Annotated in this window: 16 protein-coding genes and 1 pseudogene; 12 read left to right on the top strand and 5 right to left on the bottom strand. The window is 69.9% G+C overall.

Annotation, left to right across the window (positions count from 1 at the left end):
* Window positions 1-85: 85 nt before the first annotated feature.
* The 3 genes and pseudogenes from JMJ55_RS08110 to JMJ55_RS08100 all read left to right on the top strand — a co-directional run.
* Window positions 86-805, top strand: a pseudogene (locus JMJ55_RS08110) (alpha-hydroxy-acid oxidizing protein); the annotation flags it as partial.
* A gap of 20 nt (window positions 806-825) precedes the next feature.
* Window positions 826-2,070, top strand: coding sequence for a cytochrome P450 (locus JMJ55_RS08105; RefSeq protein WP_202824988.1), 1,245 nt, complete (start codon window positions 826-828; stop codon window positions 2,068-2,070).
* A 157-nt stretch (window positions 2,071-2,227) separates the two neighbouring features.
* Window positions 2,228-3,178, top strand: coding sequence for an NADP-dependent oxidoreductase (locus JMJ55_RS08100; RefSeq protein WP_202824987.1), 951 nt, complete (start codon window positions 2,228-2,230; stop codon window positions 3,176-3,178).
* Here JMJ55_RS08100 and JMJ55_RS08095 read toward each other — a convergent pair.
* Both JMJ55_RS08095 and JMJ55_RS08090 read right to left on the bottom strand, forming a co-directional pair.
* Entirely contained in the window at window positions 3,175-4,146 is a 972-nt protein-coding gene (locus JMJ55_RS08095) for an NADP-dependent phosphogluconate dehydrogenase (RefSeq protein ID WP_202824986.1), read from the bottom strand. The two genes, JMJ55_RS08100 and JMJ55_RS08095, sit on opposite strands and share 4 nt — an antisense overlap.
* Before the next feature lie 10 nt (window positions 4,147-4,156).
* Window positions 4,157-5,503 (bottom strand): dihydrolipoyl dehydrogenase family protein, encoded by a 1,347-nt coding sequence (locus tag JMJ55_RS08090; protein ID WP_202824985.1) that lies wholly within the window; start codon window positions 5,501-5,503, stop codon window positions 4,157-4,159.
* A 164-nt stretch (window positions 5,504-5,667) separates the two neighbouring features.
* Between JMJ55_RS08090 and JMJ55_RS08085 the strand changes: the two genes are divergently transcribed.
* From JMJ55_RS08085 to JMJ55_RS08045, 9 genes are all read left to right on the top strand, one after another.
* Window positions 5,668-6,630, top strand: a complete 963-nt coding sequence (locus JMJ55_RS08085) for a PfkB family carbohydrate kinase (RefSeq protein ID WP_202824984.1) — start codon at window positions 5,668-5,670, stop codon at window positions 6,628-6,630.
* Between the two features lies 1 nt (window position 6,631).
* On the top strand, window positions 6,632-9,013 hold the full coding sequence (locus JMJ55_RS08080; RefSeq protein WP_202824983.1) for a glycoside hydrolase family 65 protein: 2,382 nt from the start codon (window positions 6,632-6,634) through the stop codon (window positions 9,011-9,013).
* 311 nt (window positions 9,014-9,324) lie between these two features.
* On the top strand, window positions 9,325-10,662 hold the full coding sequence (locus JMJ55_RS08075; protein WP_202824982.1) for a c-type cytochrome: 1,338 nt from the start codon (window positions 9,325-9,327) through the stop codon (window positions 10,660-10,662).
* Window positions 10,663-10,667: 5 nt separating this feature from the next.
* A complete protein-coding gene (locus JMJ55_RS08070) occupies window positions 10,668-11,033 on the top strand; it encodes a c-type cytochrome (protein WP_202824981.1) in 366 nt (121 codons plus the stop codon).
* A 75-nt stretch (window positions 11,034-11,108) separates the two neighbouring features.
* Window positions 11,109-11,852 (top strand): cytochrome c oxidase assembly protein, encoded by a 744-nt coding sequence (locus tag JMJ55_RS08065; protein ID WP_202824980.1) that lies wholly within the window; start codon window positions 11,109-11,111, stop codon window positions 11,850-11,852.
* Window positions 11,852-12,769 carry a cytochrome c oxidase subunit II gene (locus JMJ55_RS08060; RefSeq protein ID WP_202824979.1) on the top strand — a complete coding sequence of 306 codons (918 nt, stop codon included), beginning with the start codon at window positions 11,852-11,854 and terminating at the stop codon, window positions 12,767-12,769. The genes JMJ55_RS08065 and JMJ55_RS08060 overlap by 1 nt, the downstream gene beginning before the upstream one ends.
* Window positions 12,766-15,354, top strand: a complete 2,589-nt coding sequence (gene ctaD / locus JMJ55_RS08055; protein WP_236033471.1) for a cytochrome c oxidase subunit I — start codon at window positions 12,766-12,768, stop codon at window positions 15,352-15,354. The genes JMJ55_RS08060 and ctaD overlap by 4 nt, the downstream gene beginning before the upstream one ends.
* 2 nt (window positions 15,355-15,356) lie before the next feature.
* Window positions 15,357-15,719: a hypothetical protein gene (locus tag JMJ55_RS08050; RefSeq protein WP_202824978.1), complete on the top strand. Its 363-nt coding sequence runs from the start codon at window positions 15,357-15,359 to the stop codon at window positions 15,717-15,719.
* 10 nt (window positions 15,720-15,729) lie between these two features.
* Window positions 15,730-16,803 (top strand): sodium:calcium antiporter, encoded by a 1,074-nt coding sequence (locus JMJ55_RS08045; protein ID WP_328702585.1) that lies wholly within the window; start codon window positions 15,730-15,732, stop codon window positions 16,801-16,803.
* Window positions 16,804-16,924: 121 nt separating this feature from the next.
* On the opposite strand, the gene JMJ55_RS08040 is transcribed toward JMJ55_RS08045, so the two are convergent.
* The 3 genes from JMJ55_RS08040 to JMJ55_RS08030 form a co-directional block, all read right to left on the bottom strand.
* The gene (locus JMJ55_RS08040; RefSeq protein WP_202824977.1) at window positions 16,925-17,134 is read right to left on the bottom strand and encodes a hypothetical protein; all 210 of its coding nucleotides are present in this window, start codon (window positions 17,132-17,134) and stop codon (window positions 16,925-16,927) included.
* Between the two features lie 115 nt (window positions 17,135-17,249).
* Window positions 17,250-17,435 carry a hypothetical protein gene (locus JMJ55_RS08035; protein WP_236033470.1) on the bottom strand — a complete coding sequence of 62 codons (186 nt, stop codon included), beginning with the start codon at window positions 17,433-17,435 and terminating at the stop codon, window positions 17,250-17,252.
* 42 nt (window positions 17,436-17,477) lie between these two features.
* The gene (locus tag JMJ55_RS08030) at window positions 17,478-17,909 is read right to left on the bottom strand and encodes a hypothetical protein (protein WP_202824975.1); all 432 of its coding nucleotides are present in this window, start codon (window positions 17,907-17,909) and stop codon (window positions 17,478-17,480) included.
* Window positions 17,910-18,079 lie beyond the last annotated feature (170 nt).

The following is an 18,079-nucleotide window of genomic DNA, read 5'->3' as shown; positions in this document are numbered from 1 at the left end:
GCAGTTCACTCCAAACGAATGCCGAAGCTACTTCACCGCCGCAGGCTATGAGCCCGAATGATCGGATGCTGCTCTAGACACTACCGAGCTGGGTTGGCGTCTCCGTGACCTGGAGCGTAGTTACCTGCCATTCCTTCGCGGCCGCGGCATCGCCAACTATCTGTCCGACCCGGTATTCAATACCATGTCAGCTGGCGAGGAGGAGCATCCACATATCCGGACGAGTCTCGGGGCGATCGGGTCGGCCATCGAGTTGATCCGGTCTTGGCCCAGCAGACCGTTCCAGGCCATCGCATCCGGCGAGGCGGTGGCGGCGGTGCGCCGCTTTCTGGCGATCTATTCCCGCCCGGATCTGAGCTGGGACGACCTGCCCTTCCTGCGCGAGCGCACGCGACTGCCGATCCTGCTGAAGGGGATTCTTCACCCGGACGACGCCCGCCGCGCCCTGGACGCCGGCGTGGACGGCATCATCGTCTCGAACCACGGCGGTCGGCAGGTGGATGGCGCGGTCGCGGCACTCGACGCACTCCCCGGCGTGGCCGCGACGGTGGACGGCCGTGTGCCGGTCCTGTTCGACAGCGGCGTACGCACCGGCTCGGACGTCATCAAGGCCATGTGCCTCGGCGCCAAGGCCGTCCTCATCGGCCGCCCCTACATCTACGGCCTCGCGCTGGCGGGCGAGCGGGGTGTCCGCGAAGTGATCGAGAATCTCGCTGCCGAACTCGACCTCACGCTCGGGCTGGCGGGCTGCCGTTCGGTCGCGGAGCTCGACCGCGCGGTCCTCGCCACCGCCAGCCCGCCTTGAGCACCCAGAGAGGAGTCGTCATGCCTTCCATCCCCCGGGACAAGCCGATCGACAGTTCACTGGCCTTCCTCGCCGACGGCTACGAGTTCGTTCGCAAGCGATGCGAGCGCTTTGGCTCGGACATCTTCGAGACGCGGCTGCTCGGCCAGCGTTTCTATTGCGTGCGCGGGGAGGATGCCGCGCGGATGTTCTACGAACCCGACCGGTTCACCCGCAACGGCGCCCTCCCAGGCTTTGTTCTGCGCCTGCTCCAGGATCAGGGGAGCGTCGCCACACTCGACGCGGAGGCGCATCGGCGGCGCAAGGCCATGTTCATGGCGCTGATGACGCCCGGACGGCTGGACGCCATGGCGCGGCTCGCCGCCGAGGGATTGCGTGCCCGCGCGCGCCTCTGGCCGGAGCGCGGGCCCGTCCGGCTGCATGACGAGTTCCGCGCCGTGCTGGGCCAGGCCGTGCTGGCCTGGGCCGGAGTGCGGCTGGACGCAGCCGAAGCGGACCGGTTCACGCGCCGGATTGGCGCCATGATCGACCATGCCGGGACCGCCGGACCGTCGAACTGGCTCGCCCGCATGCGGCGCTGGGGCGCGGAGGCGACCCTTCGGTGCCTGATCGAGGATGTGCGCGCCGGACGCGCCACGCCGCCGGAGGACAGCGCGGCGCATGCCATTGCCTGGCACCGCGACCTGAATGGCGAACTGCTGACACCCGGCATCGGCGCGGTCGAGATGCTGAACATCCTGCGCCCGACCGTGGCCATCGCCCGCTTCGTGACATTCGCGGTGCTGGCCCTGCACCGCCACCCCGAATCACGGGAGAGGCTCGCTACCGACGATGCCTACCTGCATGCCTTCGTCCAAGAAGTCCGCCGGCTTGCCCCCTTCTTCCCCGCGGTCGCGGGAATTGCCCGCCGGCCTTTCACCTGGCGCGACCACCAGTTCCTGAAGGGCGACCGCTTCATCCTCGACCTCTACGGCACCGACCGCGACGTTCGCGCCTGGGACGACCCCGAATCATTCCGCCCCGAACGGTTCCTGGCATGGCTGGGCAATTCCTTCACGATGATCCCCCAGGGCGGCGGCGACCACCACAGCAACCATCGCTGTGCCGGCGAATGGCTGACCATCGCGGTCATGGAGTCGATGCTGCGGGTGCTGACCCGTGACATCGATTATGACGTGCCGCCACAGAAGCTGGGCGTGAGCACGGCGGCACTGCCCGCCCTGCCGAGGAGCGGCTTGGTCGTGGCCGTCAGGGCAGTGCGCTGACGCCCGTCTGTTCGACGCACCCACGGACTGCCACACGCGGTCGCATTTGCCGCAACGATGTGGTGCGCAGCGCCGGTACTGCTGCCGCTGCGGGCAATCCGCCCAGCCTGCGCGACGTTGTCCCGGCTACCACATCGCCCCGGACAAGGACCAGAGCATGCAAACCATGAAGGCGATCCGCATCCATTCCTTCGGCGGGCCGGACGCGCTCGTGCAGGAGGACATCGCCATTCCGCAGGCACAGGACGACGAGATCGTGGTCCGGGTGCTCGCCGCGAGCGTCAACCCGGTGGACTACAAGACCCGCGCTGGCCAGTACCCGGCGGTGACGCAGGAGCAGCTTCCGGTCGTGCTCGGCCGCGATGTTTGCGGCGTCATCGAGAATTGCGGTACGCGGGCGCACAACATGCTGCGGAAGGGAGACCCGATCTACGCCCTACTCGGCCGGGACCGCGGCGGCTATGCCGAATACGTGGTCGTCAAGGCAACCGAGGGAGCGGCACCGCCCCGGAACCTCGACCCCGTCCAGGCTGCCGCCGTGCCGCTGGCCGGGCTCACCGCCTGGCAGGGCCTGTTCGACCATGGCGGGCTGCAGGCCGGACAGCGCGTGCTGATCCATGGCGGCGCCGGCGGGGTCGGCCACTTCGCCATCCAGTTCGCCAAGGCGCGCGGCGCCTTCGTCGCCACCACCGCGTCAGGCAAGGACGTCGACTTCGTCCGTGGCCTCGGCGCCGACCAGGCCATCGACTACAAGGCCGAGCGGTTTGAGGACGCGGTGCGTGACCTGGACCTCGTCTTCGACCTGATCTCGGGTGAGACGCAGGAGCGCTCCTGGGCTGTGCTGAAGGAGGGCGGCATCCTGGTCTCGACGCTCGGCCCGCCCGATGAGGCGAAGGCCCGGCAGCACCGCGCACGTGCTGCAGGCTACATGGCGCAGCCGAACGCCGCGCAGTTGCGGGAGATCACCGGGCTAATCGAGGCGGGCAAGGTGCGCCCGGCGGTGGAACAGGTCTTCCCGCTGGCCGAGGTGGCCGAGGTGGCCGAGGCGCACCGTTTCCTCGAGGGCAGCCACCCTCGCGGCAAGACCGTGCTGCGCGTCGTAGGTTAGCCGGCTTCGCCGGATCGGAACACGTCGCCGACCCGGCCCTCTTGCCGCTCCTCCGCCACGCTCTTCTCGGGGCCGAAGGGGTGGCCACCGAAGCCGTGGCGCATCTGCACGATGGCCTTCGCCGCATCCTCCGATGCGCCGCGCGAGGTGAAGAGTTGCATGACCGATTGCGCGATGACCGGGATCGGCGCCTCCATGCGCATCGCGTCCATCACCAGCCAGTTCACCTCGCCGGTATCCTCGATATAGGCGGACGGCTTTCCGAGGCCAGGGTCTCGATGCAATGCCTCGGCCAGCAGGTCCACGAGCCAGGAGCGCACGACCGAGCCGTGGCGCCAGCACTCCACCGTGCCAGGGATGTCCAGCGACGCATGCCAGCGGCGTAGCAGGCCGTAGCCTTCGGCGATGGCCTGCAGCATGCCGAACTCGATCCCGTTATGGACCAGCTTGACAAAATGGCCCGCCCCAGGCGGGCCGGCATGGACATAGCCGCCCTCCACCGCCAGGGCGTGCAGCACCGGCTCCAGCGCGGCCACTGCCTCGCGCTCGCCGCCGGCCATGAAGCAGGCCCCCTCGCCGGCGCCGGAGATGCCGCCGCTGGTGCCGAGATCGACGAAGCGGAGGCCGCGTTCGGCCAGCCGGGCCTGACGGCGGATGGAATCGCCCCAGTAGGAATTGCCGCCATCGGCGATCACGTCGCCCGGCTCCAGCGCCGCCGCGACCTGATCGAGAACCTTCTCCGTCGCAGGCCCAGCCGGAACATACAGGAGCACCCGCCGCGGCGGTGTCAGCCGCTCCCGGAATGCCGCCGCGTCGCGGATCTCCTCGAGCCCCGCCTGCAGCAAGGCCTCCGGTGCGCCGCTGCGCGTCTGCCCCACGACGCGGATCCCCTTGCCGAGCGCATTCCGCGCCAGGCCGCCGCCGATGCGGCCGAGCCCCACGATGCCGATAGCCTGACGGTCGTCCATGGTAATCCTCTCAACCCAGCATGCTGCTGATGTTCGATCCGCCCGAAGGATAAGCCGAGAGCATCCTGGCTAGGTCTCGTGCCGGCAAGCGCAGCCGAACCGCGAGGGCGAAGAGGTTGATCACCTCCTCCGCCTGCGGGCCCAGCAAATGCGCACCGAGCACGCAGCCGCCCTCCGGTTCCAGCAGCAGCTTGAAGGCCGCCGCGGGCTCGCCGGTGCGGCGTACCGACTGGTAGCCGGCCATGTCGCCCTGCTTCACCTCGAAGCGTAGTCCCTGGCCGCGTGCCGCCTCCTCCGTCAGCCCGACCGAGGCGAGCGGCGGGATGGCGAAGACCACACTGGTCACGCCTGTGTAGTCAGGGGCATGCGTGCACCCTTCCAGCAGGTTGCGCGCGACCACATCGGCATCGAGCGAGGCGACGGGCGTGAGCTGCGGCCCCTGCCCTGCGGCGTCGCCCGCAGCGAAGACCGCCGGGTTGGAGATGCTGCGAAGGTGCCGGTCCAGCCGCAGCCGTCCCTTCTCCACTGCGACATTCCCGCTGACGAGATCGAGCGCCTCCAGGTTCGGCACGCGGCCAAGCCCATGCAGCGCGAGATCGGCCTCGAATCGCCGCCCGTCCTCGACGGCCACCACGAAGCCTTCGCCCGCCCGCTCCACCGCAGCAGCACGGCACCCCAGTTCGACCCCGATTCCGATGCGACGCGAATGCTCGACCAGCCGCCGCACCAGGTCCTGTTCGAAATGGGCGAGCGGACGGTCATCGGCATGCAGGATGGTCACCTCTGCCCCGGCGCGCGCGGCAATATGGGCGCACTCGAAGGAGATGTAGCCGCCCCCCAGCATGACCAGGCGCCGCGGCAGCCGTTCCAGGGCGAGGTAGTCGTCGCTGGTGGCCAGTAACTCCGCACCCTGGATGGGCGGCGCGGCGGGTTTCGCGCCGCTGGCGATCAGGATGTGCCTCGCCTCCAGCCGCCGCCCCGCGACCTCCACCGCGTTTGGTCCAACGAAGCGTGCCGATCCCTGGATGGCCTCAATCCCGGCCTTCGCATAGGCACGGGCGTGCCGCTCCGGCACCGGATCGGTGAAGCTGCGCTTGAAGGCCATGAGTGATGGCCAGTCGATCGTCACCCGGTCGCCGCCGACAAGGCCCATGTCGGTCAGGCGATGGGCGCGGTCAGCAGCCTCGGCAACGGTCCAGAGTGTCTTCTTCGGCTCGCAGCCGCGCAACGCGCAGGTGCCACCGAACGCCCGTTCGTCGACGATGACGACCCGCCAGCCAGCCGCCCGGCACCGCTCGGCCACGGCGTTCGCGGCAACACCGGTGCCGATGGCAACGAGGTCAAAAAGATCCGGCATCGGCGGTTCTCCTGCACGACGGCTGTCCCGCCCAGAACTCCGCCGATGGCGGCACGTTGCCTGCAACGGCTGCCTCCACGTACGGATTCCACTTCGATGCCTGTCGCATGCCTGCCATCCCGGCCGAGCCACGCCGCGCACCTGAGCTGTATCGGCATACCGGTGTGAGCGAGCGCGTCCTGCTTTCGCTCGGCAGCGTCAATGCCGACTTCCAGGTGCGGGTAAAAAGCGCACCGGGTACCGGCAGCACGCTGCCGGCTGCAGATTTTGTCAGGCTCGGTGGTGGCAAGGCCGCGAACCGCGCCGTCCTGGCGCGGCGGCTCGGCCATTCTGCTCGGTTGTTCGGACGCGTCGGCGATGACGAGTTGCGCGAGCAGGCGCTCATGCCCTTGCGAAGGCTGGATGTGGATGTTGCCGGCGTTTCCGTGGCGCCGGGGCAGGCCACGGCAGTCTCGATGATTGCCGTGCTGCCGGACGGGAAGAAGAGCATCGTTCTTGCCGGCAACGCCAACGAGACCTGGGACGACGTGGCCCTGGAGGCGGTCCTTGCTGCCGTCGCCGCAGCGCCGCAGGGCTCGCTGCTCGCCGCCGATTTCGAGGTGCCGGCGGCGGTGGTGGCGCGTGTGGTGGACGCGGCGCGCAAGCGCGGCCTGCCGGTGGTCATCGACCCCTCGCCGCCGCACCGGGTAGAGCGGGAGGTGCTCCGGGGCGTGACCGCCGCCACGCCCAACCCGTCCGAGGCGGAGGCGCTGACAGGTGTTGCGGTGAAAGACCCGGGAGCGGCAGCAGAGGCCGGGCGGCGCATGCGGGCGCTCGGCATCGGCATCGCCTGCGCGAAGCTCGGTGACGGTGGCTGTGTTGTCACGGACCAGGAAGGCAGCACGCATGTGCCGCCCATGCCGGTTGAGGCGGTGGATAGCACCGGCGCCGGCGACGCCTTCGCCGGCGCGCTCGCCGTCGCCCTGATGGAGCGGCGGCCAGTCGTGGAGGCGGTCTGCTTAGCCGTTGCTGCCTCCAGCCTCGCGGTTACGGCCTATGGCTCCCAACCTGCCTATCCCACGCGCGACCGGGTCACGGCGTTGCTGCCTGCGCTGATGCCACGAGCGCGCCGCCTGCCGTCGTCCTGACGTGTCGCTCTCGCCCTCTGAACTCGTCTTTGATCACTACGACCCGGCCGACGAGGCCCGGCGGGAGTCGTTGATGGCGCTGGGCAACGGGATGCTGCTGGTGCGCGCGTCCGCGCCCTGGGCCTCGGTCGAAGGCACGCACTATTCCGGCACCTACCGGGCCGGCTGCTACGACCCGCTCGACCAGGAGGTCAATGGCGAGCGGCTGGACTGCGAGGTTCTCGTCAACCTGCCGAACTGGCTGCCTCTGACCTTCCGCATCGAGGGCGAAGCCGCGTGGTTCTCGCTCGACGATGCCGAAATCCTGGAATACCGGCACCGCCTCAACATGATAGCGGGCATCGTCACTCGTGACATCGACCTCCGTGACCGGTGCGGCCGCCGCATGCGGCTCATAGAGCATCGCCTTGTCAGCATGGCACGACCGGAACTGGCGGCGCTGAGCTTGGAGGTGCGGCCGGAGGGTTGGTCGGGACGGGTCGAGATTCGCTCGGCGATCGATGGCGGCGTGGTTAACGCCAAGGTGGCGCGCTTCCGTCCCTTGGACGGTCGGCATCTCGACATCCTCAGCACCGAGGCCGGGGCGGACGGCCTGCTGCTCCGGGCGCGAAGCCGGCGGTCCGGCACCGGCATTGCGGTCGCCACGCGCACGCGCCTGGCGGGTGGGACGGTGGTCGCCCGGTGGACGGCGGAGGACTGCACGGTGGTGGAGGAGCACCTGCTGTGTGAGGTCGGGCCGGAGACGGGGCTGGTGGTAGAGAAGCTGGCCGCCATCATCATTGGTACCGACATGGCCGCCATGGATGCCGCCAGTGCGGCGCGGGAGGCGATCCGCGCTGCGCCGGACTTTCCGGCGCTGCGCGAGGCGCATGCCAAGGCTTGGTGCCGGCTGCAGGACGGCGTCATTCTCGCGGCGGAGCGCCCCGATCTGGATCGCGCGCTCCGCCTCGGCGCCTTCCACCTGCTGCAGACCGTCTCGCCACAGGCCATGCCGCTCGGTGCCGGCGTGCCCGCCCGGGGCTGGCAGGAGGCCTATCACGGCCAGATTTTCTGGGACGAGATTTTCGTCCTGCCCTTCCTCGGCTTGCGCTTTCCGGACCTTGCGCGTTCCCTGCTGCTCTACCGATGTCGCCGACTGGACACGGCCCGCGCAGCGGCGCGTCAGCATGGCCTGCGCGGCGCCATGTTCCCCTGGCGCAGCGCCACCACCGGGCGCGAGGAGACACCGAAGCTCCAGCTCAACCCGCTCTCCGGCCGCTGGATGCCCGACCACACCCGGCTGCAGCGGCATATTGGCGCGGCCATCGCCTACAACATCTGGCACTACGTGCTGGCGACCGGCGACGAAGCTTTCCTCGCCGAGCACGGCGCCGCGGTCATCATCGAAGTCGCCCGGTTCTGGGCCAGCCTGGCGCGCTTCGACCCGCTCTCCGGCCGCTGGCGGATCCGGGGCGTGGTCGGGCCGGACGAGTATCACGGCGCCTACCCCGGCGCGGCCTCGCCAGGCATTGACGACAATGCCTACACGAACGTCATGGCTGCCTGGACGCTGTTCCGCGCGCAGGATGTCCTGGACCGCCTGCCGGCGGCGCAACGCGAGATCATCCGGGATGACCTCGGCCTCGGCACCGAGGAGCCGGCACTCTGGGACCGGGTCGCCCGAGGGCTGCGGCTCGCTTTTCATGAGAACGGCGTCCTGGCCCAGTTCGACGGCTTCGACCGGCTAGAACCGCTCGATTTGCAGGCCATGGCTGAAGCCCATCCAGGCCAGCGTGTGGACTGGGTGCTGGAGGCGCGGAGCGAAACCGCGGATGCCTATCAGGCCGTGAAGCAGGCCGATGTAGTCATGCTGCTGCATCTCCTGCCCGGCAGGGAGCTGGAGGAGGTGCTCGGGCGAATGGGCTACCACCTCGGTGCGGACCAGCTCCGCCACACCGCTGCATGGTATCTCGCGCGCACGACACATGATTCGAGCCTGTCGCGTATCATCTGGGCGGGGGCACTGGCGCGGCTCGACCCCGATGCCTCCTGGTGCCTGTTCCAGGAGGCGATGCACCCGGAGCGCGATCCGTCGAACGCTTCCGCTGCGGCGGACGGCGTCCATCTCGGCGCGATGGGCGGGATCTACGACGTGCTGCAGCGGCACTATCTCGGCTTCCGGGTGAGGGAAGACGCCATCATGCTGGACCCAGCCCCGCCGGCAGCGCTGGGACATGTGCGGCTCGACCTGCACTGCCGCTTCGGGGCGTTCCGGCTGGCTTGGTCCGGCTCGATACTCACACTCCGCTCAAATGCCGAAAACCGTGGCGCCGTGACCGTCATCCATCCAGGGGGCACCGTCCTGCTCTCCGCCGGAGAGGAGATATCAGTCATACCTGGATGACTGCCGCCGGTCATTCGGGCCGGCTGGCTCTCTATTCGCAACATTCCGTCCCTGACCAAGGCCTGGGTGCACGACGGTATCTTGGTCGTGCTGGCGCTGTCGCTGCCCGAGAGCGCGGCGACGCCGGGCATCCTGGCTGCGACCTATGGCGTGGCGCTGTTCATGCTCATCGTCCAGGGCTCGATCCTTGGCCTTGTCGCACACGGCACCTTGAAACAAGCGCGTACCTCAGTCGGCGCGCGGCATCGTGGTACGAGGCAACCGGGAGCGCGGTTGCCGCGCTGCGTGACGGACCGGCAGACGGGATGGCCATGGCCACGGAGACGGAGACGCGGCGCGCACCGGGCGGCGGTGCCGGAAAGGACGGTGTACGGCCAGCCGATCGGCCGGAGCAGGAGCGCTGGCGCCTGCATCGCATGTTAGCTGAGTTGCGCGACGATGCCGGGGACCTGGCTGAGCATCTCCTGCTGCACTGGCGGCTGATTCTCGGTCTGGTGGTGGCGGCCGGCTTCGGCGCGCTAGCCTTCGCCTGGTCGGGCCTCTACAGCGTGGCGGCGACGGCCGGCCATTACCCGCTGTTCCGCTACTTCCTCGCCTATGGCCTGCGCCAGTCGGTCGAAACCCACACCATAAGCATCTCCGTGCCGAGTAACCTGGAGGATCCGGCGCTGCTCCGCCGCGGCGCCGGGCATTACCAAGGTGGGTGTTCCCCATGCCACGGCGCGCCCGGGCAAGCGCGCAACCCGATCACCCGGCGCATGCTGCCAGAGCCGCCCTACCTCGCTCCGCGGATCGCGGACTGGGGGCCCGCCCAGCTTTTCTGGATTGTCAAGCACGGGATCAAGTATGCCGGCATGCCTGCCTGGGTCGCGCCGGCGCGGGAGGACGAGGTTTGGGCCGTGGTCGCCTTCCTGCAGCGCCTGCCGGAACTGGACGTCCCCGGATACCGGCAACTTGCCCATGGCGAGACGGCCGAGGCCACGACCGGCGCCGGTGAGGGGCTCGACCTGCTGTTGCTGAACGGCCCGGTCGGCAACGGCATCGCCGCCTGCGCCCGCTGCCACGGCGCCGCCGGGGCAGGCGATCCGACCGGCGCCTTCCCCCGGCTCCAGGGGCAGACCGAGGACTACCTTTTCGCCGCGCTGCAGGCCTATGCCCTCGGCACACGGCCGAGCGGCATCATGCAGCCCGTGGCCGCCGAGCTGAACGAGGCGGAGATGCGCCTGCTCGCCCGGCACTATGCCGGGCAGGGCGGCCCGGCGCTCGCCGCGCCGGAGCCGGCGTCCGGGGCGAGCCTCGCCCTCGGCCGCCGCATCGCGCTCGAGGGGCTGCCGGAGCGCGGCATCGCCGCCTGCGCCGGCTGCCACAGTCCGAAGCCAGAGGGCGTCCACCCCTACTACCCGCGGCTCTCTGGCCAAGTGCCCGGCTACATTGCCGGCCAGCTCGAGCTCTGGATGCGCGGTGTGCGTGGCGGCAAGCACGAGGCGCCCACCGCCCGCATCATGGCGCATGCGATCGGCATCGACCCTGACCGCCCGCCGGCGCGCGAGGATCTCTGGCCGCTGCGGCGGCAGGAGATCGAGGCGGTCGCGGCCTGGTACGCCGCCGACCCGCCGACCGGGCCGGCGCCCGCCCTGGCGGAGCGGTGAGGCACATGCGCTGCCCGGCCGCCTTGCTGCTGCTCGCCCTGCTCGGCGCCTGCGACGAGGGCGATGTCGGCGAGAGCCGGCTGCTGGTCGAGGGCGACCCGGCGCTCGGCCGCGCCGTTATCGCCCGCGAGGGCTGCGGTGCCTGCCACCAGATCCCGGGCCTACGCGGCGCTCGCGGCCGGGTTGGCCCCTCGCTCGCGGGCTTCGCGCGGCGGGGCTACATTGCCGGGCAGTTCCCGAATCGCGCGCCCATGCTGATCCGCTGGATCCGAGAGGCACCGGCGCTCGTGCCCGCCACCGTCATGCCCGGCTTTGCGCTGACCGAACGCGAACTGCGCGACGTCGCCGCCTATCTGTACCGGCTGGATTAGGGTTTCGGGTAGGCAACCCGGCGCGCGAGCGGCGGTTAGGCCGAGGACCGAGAGCGCCAGCCGGGAGCGCCCGCCATGCCGACCATTCCCTACTGTGGCACTCCGCCGCTGCCAGGCGATGTTGCCTGGAACCTCGACCCGGTGCTGATCTCGGCGCTGCTGCTCGCGGGGCTGGCGATGCCCTGGCGGGCGCGCGGCGCGGCGCGGCTGCCGGCGGCCCTGCTCGGTTGGGCGGTGCTGGCCCTTGCGCTGGTCTCGCCGCTCTGCAACCTCTCGGTCGCGCTGTTCTCGGCGCGGGTCGCGCAGCACATGCTGCTCACCCTGCTGGCGGCGCCGCTGCTCGCTTATGGGATCTGGGGGACGGGGGGCAAGGTCTGGCGCCCCGGCGCGCCGGGGGCGGCCTTCGCCCTCGCGCTCTGGGCCTGGCACCTGCCCGGGCCTTACGCCGCCAGCTTCGCGGCCGACCTTACCTATTGGGCGATGCACGCGACGCTGTTCGGCGCCGCGCTCTGGTTTTGGGCAGCGCTCTGCCGCGGCGTAGTAGCGCGGCCGGATGCGGCGGCGCTCGCCGCGCTGGCGATCGCGGTGCAGATGGGCCTGCTTGGTGCCCTTCTGACGCTCGCTCCGCGGCCGCTCTTCCTTTCGGTGCACGGGCCGGGCATCACCGCGCCCTGGGGCCTCTCGCCGCTTGAGGACCAGCAGCTTGGCGGATTGCTGATGTGGGTGCCGGGCGGGCTACTTTTCGCCGCCTTCGCGGTCGCTGGCCTCGGTCTCTCGCTGCGCGCCGGCGCGACGCCAGCGGCGCGTCCGGCCCGCTGATGCACCACTCCGTCCTCTCGCCCATGGGGCCGGAGGCGGCGCGGATTGCCGAGCTGAGCTGGCTGCTCTTCCTCGGCGGCGCGGCGATCTTCCTGCTCGTCATGCTGCTGCTCGCCCTGGCTCTCGGCGGCGGTCCGGGCGTGCGACGGAGGCTCGGCGCCCGTCGCGCCATCCTGGCGGGCGGCGTCGCCTTCCCCGTTTTGGTCTTGAGCGCGTTGCTGGTGCACACGCTCGGCGTTGCCGCGGCGCTCGGCCTCGGCGAGCCGGCGCCGCTGCGGATCGAGGTGACCGGCCGGCAGTACTGGTGGGAGGTGCGCTATCCGGACCGGGAGGTGGTCACCGCCAACGAGATCCACATCCCCGTCGGCCGCGCTGTAGAACTGCTGGTGGACAGCGGCGACGTGATCCATAGCTTTTGGGTACCCTCGCTCCATGGCAAGATCGACATGATCCCAGGCCGGGTGAACCGGCGGCGCTTCAGCCTGGATCGCCCCGGCGTGCTGCGCGGGCAGTGCGCCGAGTTCTGCGGCACGCAGCACGCGCTGATGGCCTTCTTCGTCGTAGCGGAGGAGGAGGCCGAGTTCGAGCGCTGGCTGGAGCGCCTGCGCGCGCCGGTGGCGAAGCCCGAGGAACCCTTCCTCGCACAAGGCTGGCAGGCCTTCGGCCAGGCCGGCTGCGGCGCCTGCCACGCGGTGCGCGGCACGCCCTGGGCCGGCCGAAGCGGACCGGACCTGACGCTGCTCGGCGGCCGCCTCAGCCTTGCCGCCGGCACGCTTGACAACCACCTGGCGACGCTCGCCGGCTGGATCGCCGGGCCGCAGGACATCAAGCCCGGTAACCGCATGCCAGCCTTCAATACGGTGTTGGACGGGCCGGAGCTGCGCGCCGTCGCCGCCTGGCTGGAGAGCCTACGATGAGCCTGCCGAACAAAATGGCCGGGGTGCCTACGCAGGACCTGCCCACGCCAGACCCGCTCTCCGCCGACGCGCCGCTGCCCAACCCATTGCCCCGGCCGGAGGGCGAACTGGAAGCGCTGCAGCGCGTCTGGCAGACTCCAAGGGGCTGGCGCTTCCCGACGGTGGTGAACAACAACTGGATCGGGGTGCTCTACCTCGGCACGGCGCTGCTGTTCTTCGTGCTGGCCGGGTGCATGGCGCTGGTCATGCGTGCGCAGCTCGCGGTGCCGCAGAACGACTTGGTCGGGGCGGAGCTGTACAATCAGCTCTTCACCACGCACGGCACAATGATGATGTTCCTTTTCGCCGTGCCGGCAATGGAGGCGATGGGCGTCTACCTGCTGCCGGCTATGCTGGCGGCGCGCGACCTGCCCTTCCCGCGCCTTTCTGCTTATGCCTTCTGGGCCTATGCCATCGGCGGACTGGTCTTCTTTTCCTCGATCTTCTACGGCGCTGCGCCCAACGGCGGCTGGTTCATGTACCCGCCACTGACCAGCAAGGAGTACTCGCCCGGCATCAACGCCGATTTCTGGCTGCTCGGCATCGGCTTCATCGAGATCTCGGCCATCGCTGGCGCCATCGAGATCGTCGTCGGCATCTTGAAGAATCGCGCACCGGGCATGACGCTCGACCGCATGCCTCTCTTTTGCTGGGCCATGCTGGTCTTCGCGGCAATGATCATCTTCGCCTTTCCGGCGGTGATCTGGGGCACCATCCTTCTGGAACTGGAACGCGCCTTCGGATGGCCCTTCTTCATCCCCGAAAGGGGCGGCGATCCGCTGCTCTGGCAGCACCTCTTCTGGTTCTTCGGCCACCCCGAGGTCTACATCATCTTCCTGCCGGCGGCCGGCATGGTTTCCATGATCATCCCGGCCATGGTGCAGGCACGGCTGGTCGGCTACGGGCTGGTGGCGATGGCCCTTCTCGGCACCGGCTTCCTCAGCTTCGGGCTCTGGGTGCACCACATGTACGCCACCGGGATCCCGCAGCTCTCGCTGTCCTTCTTCTCGGCCGCCTCCTTCGCCGTCTCGGTGCCGACAGGCATCCAGGTCTTCGCCTGGATCGGCACCATCGCCACGGGGAGACCACGGCTCCAGGTGCCGATGCTGTTCATCCTCGGCTTCCTGTTCATCTTCGTCCTCGGAGGGCTCACGGGTGTGATGGTGGCGGTGGTGCCCTTCGATTGGCAGGCGCACGATACCTACTTCGTCGTCGCGCACCTGCACTACGTGCTGATCGGTGGCATGGTCTTCCCGCTGCTGGCCGCGCTTTACTACTGGGCGCCCTCCGCCAGCGGGAAGACCATGTCGAAGCGGCTCGGCACCTTCGCCTTCTGGCTCTTGTTCATCGGCGTCAACCTGACCTTTTTCCCCATGCATATCAGCGGGCTGATGGGCATGCCGCGGCGCGTCTGGACCTATCCGGAAGGGATGGGGCTCGAGCTGTGGAACATGCTTTCCACCATCGGTGCCGTCGTCGCCGCGCTCGGCGTTGCGATGGTGGCGCTCGACCTGTTGCGCAACTTCCGCGTCTCCAACGGCGCGGAGGGCAATCCTTACAACGGCGGCACCCTGGAATGGCTGCCGCAGGGTAACTATGCGGCGCGCAGCATCCCGCGCATCCACAGCCGCGAGCCGCTCTGGGACAACCCAGACCTCGCCGAGCAGGTGCGGGCGGGCCGCCACTTCCTGCCGAACACCGCGACGGGACTGCGCGAGACGATCGTCACCAGCCCGATCGAGGCGCGGCCGCAATACATCGCCATCATTCCCGGTCCGGGCTGGGCTCATGTGATCGCCGCTATCGGCACGGCTGGGTTCTTCCTCTCGCTCACCGTGGAATGGGTCTGGATCGCCTCCGCCTTCGGCGCGGTCGCCGTCGCCGCGGTGCTCTGGTGGCTCTGGACCGGCACCGACCTCGGCCCGGTCCGCGACAGCGTGGCGATTGGCGGGGGGATCCGGTTGCCGGTCTACGTCACCGACAGCAGGGCCGTCGGTTGGTGGGCGATGGTGGTGCTGCTGCTGGTCGACGGCACCACCTTCTCCTGCCTCGCCTTCACCCACGGCTTTCTCTGGCTGGTGAACGGCGACGCCGCCTGGCCGCCGGCGGGCACGGCGCTGCCGGAGCTTGTCGTGCCGGCCGTCGGGGCTGCCCTGGTTGCGGCAAGCGCTGTGCTCCTCTGGGTCGCGGATTGGCTGCTGCGACGCGGCCATGTCATCGCCATGTCCGTCGCGGTGCTGGCCGCTCTCGGCCTGCTGCTGGCCGGCCTCGGCGCCGATCTCGCCGCCTTGTGGGAGACGGGACTGCGGCCGGGCGCACACAGCTTCGGCGCCGCCGTCTTCGCCAACCAATTCTGGCAGGGGCTGCATGCCGCCTTGGTGCTGGTCATGGCGCTCTATTTGGCCGCACGGGCCTGGGCCGGGCTGCTGGACCCCACGCGGCGCGTTACCTTCGACAATGTCCGCCTGTTCTGGACCTACACTGTCGTACAGGCGCTGGCGGGCATGGCGCTGACCCACCTCTTCCCCCGCGGCCTGGGCGGCTAAGCATGCAGGTCGCCGGCTTCTCCCCGATCCCGGCCGCGCTGGCGGGGCTGATCGTCTGGGCCGCGCATTTCGGCCTGATCTACGGAGCGAACGCCGTCGCCTGCGCCCGCGGCCTGGCGGGCGGGCGCTGGCTTGGCCTGCCCCTGGTGCCGGCCCTGGTACTCGGGTTGACGGCGCTGGCGCTTCTGGCTGTCGCGGTGATTGGGCTGCGCGCCTGGCAGCGGCTCGAGGGCGGCCTGTCCGGCCAGGAAGGCGAGAACGAGCCGCGCTTCATGGTCTGGCTCACCCTCGCCATCGCCTTGCTCTCGGCCCTGGCGATCCTGTGGGAAGCACTGCCCGTGCTCCTCGTCCCGGCCTGCGCCTGAGGAGAGGCCAGTGATCGCCTTCGGCGAATGGCCGCTCTGGCTGCTCGGCGCCGTCTTCGCCGCGAGTGCGGCGGTGGTCTGGGCGGCCGGCTCGCGCCTCGCCGGCTATGTCGACACGATCAGCGATCGCGCCGGCATGGGCAAGGGCTTCGCCGGCCTCGTGCTGCTTGGCGGCATCACCTCGCTGCCCGAGGTCGCTGTCTCCGTGACCGCCGCGCTGGCTGGGGAGGCGGTGCTCGCGCTCAACAACCTCCTCGGCAGCGTCGCCGCGCAGGTCGCGCTGCTGGCGCTGGCCGACGCGCTGATCGGACGGGAGGCGCTGACCTCCGTTGTGGTCAAGCCGGTGGTGATGTTGCAGGCGGCATTGAACATCATCCTGCTCGCCCTCGTCGCCGGTGCGGTCACCGCGGGCGATGTCGACCTCGGCCCGATCGGGCTCTGGAGCGCACTGCTGGTCGCGGGCTACCTCGCCTCAATCTGGGCGCTCGCCGGCTATGAGCAGCGGATGCCGTGGACGGCCGTCGCCGAGGAAGGCGAGCAAGCCGGCGAGGAGGAGGATGGAAAGGAGGGGACGGAAAAGGGCGGAGCGGACGGACGGTCCATGGCCGGCCTCCTGCTCCGCACTACGCTCGCCGCGCTGCTCATCCTGGTCGCCGGCTACCTGTTGAGCGAGACGGGCTCCGCGGCGGCGGAGAAGACCGGTCTCGGCTCGGCCTTCTTCGGCGCCACCGTCCTGGCAGTCGCCACCTCCCTGCCCGAGATCAGCACCATGGTCGGCGCGGTGCGGCTGCGGCGTTACGAGATGGCGCTCGGCGACATCTTCGGGACCAACCTTTTCAACGCGGCGTTGGTCTTCGTCATCGACCTCCTGGCGCCGGGCGGGCCGGTGCTGTCGCGGGTCGGCGCCTTCTCCGCCTTCGGCGCACTGCTCGGCCTGGTGCTGACGACGGTGTTCATGGCCGGGGTCATCGAGCGGCGCGACCGCACGGTGCTGCGCATGGGATGGGACTCGCTCGCAGCGCTCCTGCTCTACTTCGTGGGCCTCGGCGTGCTCTGGACGCTGCGCGGCGAGGGGGGCGGGTAGAACCGCGCGGGGACACCCGATCCGCAACGGATAGCGATCAGGGCTGAGCGCAATCCGTTGTGGTTCGACATTCCAGGACCGATTGTCGCACCCAGGCGCTCACGCCCTGGCGCGGTCGGCCCTATCCTTTTGCAGGGGCCGCCAGCGCCGGCACCGGCGGCAGCGCAATGCCCGCCTTGACCCCGCCGGCATAGCCGACCATGAGCAGCCCGCAAGCCAGTGCGGACGCGTCGGCGAGGTTGAATTTCAATCGCGCCCGCCGCACCGGCGAGCCGGAGGCTGAGTAGCCACACAGCGTCAACGCCGCCGACATGGCTGTGCCGCGCCGCATGACGGCGAAGGCCTAGAGCAAACTCCAATCAGGGGGAGTCACCGGACCGGAGCAATTCGCTCGCCGTGAGCCCGCACCGGCGTTTCCGCCCGGTGACGGCCTGGGTGCCTAGGGCCTACCCAGCCGTGCCGCGCAGACGCTCCAGGTGGCCCCGGGACAGTTCCTGGGACCAGCGGAGGTTTGCCAGCACCTGCCTGCCGACAATCGCCCGCTCCGGATGGTTGTCGCGTTCCAAATTGGCGATGAGCCTTTCCTGCCGGGCGACGCGGGCTTCGCCTTCCCGGACGTGGCGTTCGGCCATGGACAAGGCGGTTTCAGCCGGTTCCATCGGGGCTACCGGGCCTCAAGGCCGCATCCGCGCTGACCTGCGCGCAGCGCCATCCGCCCTGCGTCCGGCCTCGGCCGCGGAGGACAACCGCGCCTCGACATCGCGTTTCCGCTCCGCGGCGTTCAGGACTGCCTCGGCCAACCGGCTTATCTCTTCACGTGCGGTCCGTGCCTCTTCGCGCGCGGCCCGCGCATCCTCGGCCGCGGCGCGGGCCAGATCCAGCGCGAAGCGGGCGATCTCGGCCGCGTCCCGCATCTCCTCGGCGGTAAGCCGCCCCTCCTCGGCGACCTGCCGCTGCTCTTCCGCGGCCACCCGACCTGCCTCGGCGGCACCGTGCAACCCCTGTGTTTCAGCGCGACGGCTTTCGGCAAGATCGCGTCCTGCCTCCGCCCGCTCCCGCCGGGCCTCAGCCGCAGCGTGCCGCCGCCTGTCGTCACTGTCCGACATGGGACTGCCTCCTCTGACGCGCCATCATGCCCAAGCCCGGGGGCGCTCGTCGCCTCCGTTCGCGTGATGTCCCATATCAGGCGCACAGCCCGCGGTCCCGCCGCAGCGGCATAAGCCCTTGTTGCCGGCCCGGCTCAAGGAGCGGCGCCCCGTACCGGTGGGAGAAAGGA

This window comes from Belnapia mucosa, assembly GCF_016775475.1.
Classification (GTDB): domain Bacteria; phylum Pseudomonadota; class Alphaproteobacteria; order Acetobacterales; family Acetobacteraceae; genus Belnapia; species Belnapia mucosa.
The sequence above is the reverse complement of the archived record's forward strand: the minus strand, read 5'-3'. Positions and strand labels throughout refer to the sequence as shown.

What these genes read in the sequence shown, in the direction of transcription:
- JMJ55_RS08105 (WP_202824988.1), top strand. Translation starts at nt 826, where the DNA reads ATGCCTTCCATCCCCCGGGACAAGCCGATCGACAGTTCACTGGCCTTC.
- JMJ55_RS08100 (WP_202824987.1), top strand. Translation starts at nt 2,228, where the DNA reads ATGCAAACCATGAAGGCGATCCGCATCCATTCCTTCGGCGGGCCGGAC.
- JMJ55_RS08095 (WP_202824986.1), bottom strand. Translation starts at nt 4,146, where the DNA reads ATGGACGACCGTCAGGCTATCGGCATCGTGGGGCTCGGCCGCATCGGC.
- JMJ55_RS08090 (WP_202824985.1), bottom strand. Translation starts at nt 5,503, where the DNA reads ATGCCGGATCTTTTTGACCTCGTTGCCATCGGCACCGGTGTTGCCGCG.
- JMJ55_RS08075 (WP_202824982.1), top strand. Translation starts at nt 9,325, where the DNA reads ATGGCCACGGAGACGGAGACGCGGCGCGCACCGGGCGGCGGTGCCGGA.
- JMJ55_RS08070 (WP_202824981.1), top strand. Translation starts at nt 10,668, where the DNA reads ATGCGCTGCCCGGCCGCCTTGCTGCTGCTCGCCCTGCTCGGCGCCTGC.
- JMJ55_RS08065 (WP_202824980.1), top strand. Translation starts at nt 11,109, where the DNA reads ATGCCGACCATTCCCTACTGTGGCACTCCGCCGCTGCCAGGCGATGTT.
- JMJ55_RS08060 (WP_202824979.1), top strand. Translation starts at nt 11,852, where the DNA reads ATGCACCACTCCGTCCTCTCGCCCATGGGGCCGGAGGCGGCGCGGATT.
- ctaD (WP_236033471.1), top strand. Translation starts at nt 12,766, where the DNA reads ATGAGCCTGCCGAACAAAATGGCCGGGGTGCCTACGCAGGACCTGCCC.
- JMJ55_RS08050 (WP_202824978.1), top strand. Translation starts at nt 15,357, where the DNA reads ATGCAGGTCGCCGGCTTCTCCCCGATCCCGGCCGCGCTGGCGGGGCTG.
- JMJ55_RS08040 (WP_202824977.1), bottom strand. Translation starts at nt 17,134, where the DNA reads ATGCGGCGCGGCACAGCCATGTCGGCGGCGTTGACGCTGTGTGGCTAC.
- JMJ55_RS08035 (WP_236033470.1), bottom strand. Translation starts at nt 17,435, where the DNA reads ATGGCCGAACGCCACGTCCGGGAAGGCGAAGCCCGCGTCGCCCGGCAG.
- JMJ55_RS08030 (WP_202824975.1), bottom strand. Translation starts at nt 17,909, where the DNA reads ATGTCGGACAGTGACGACAGGCGGCGGCACGCTGCGGCTGAGGCCCGG.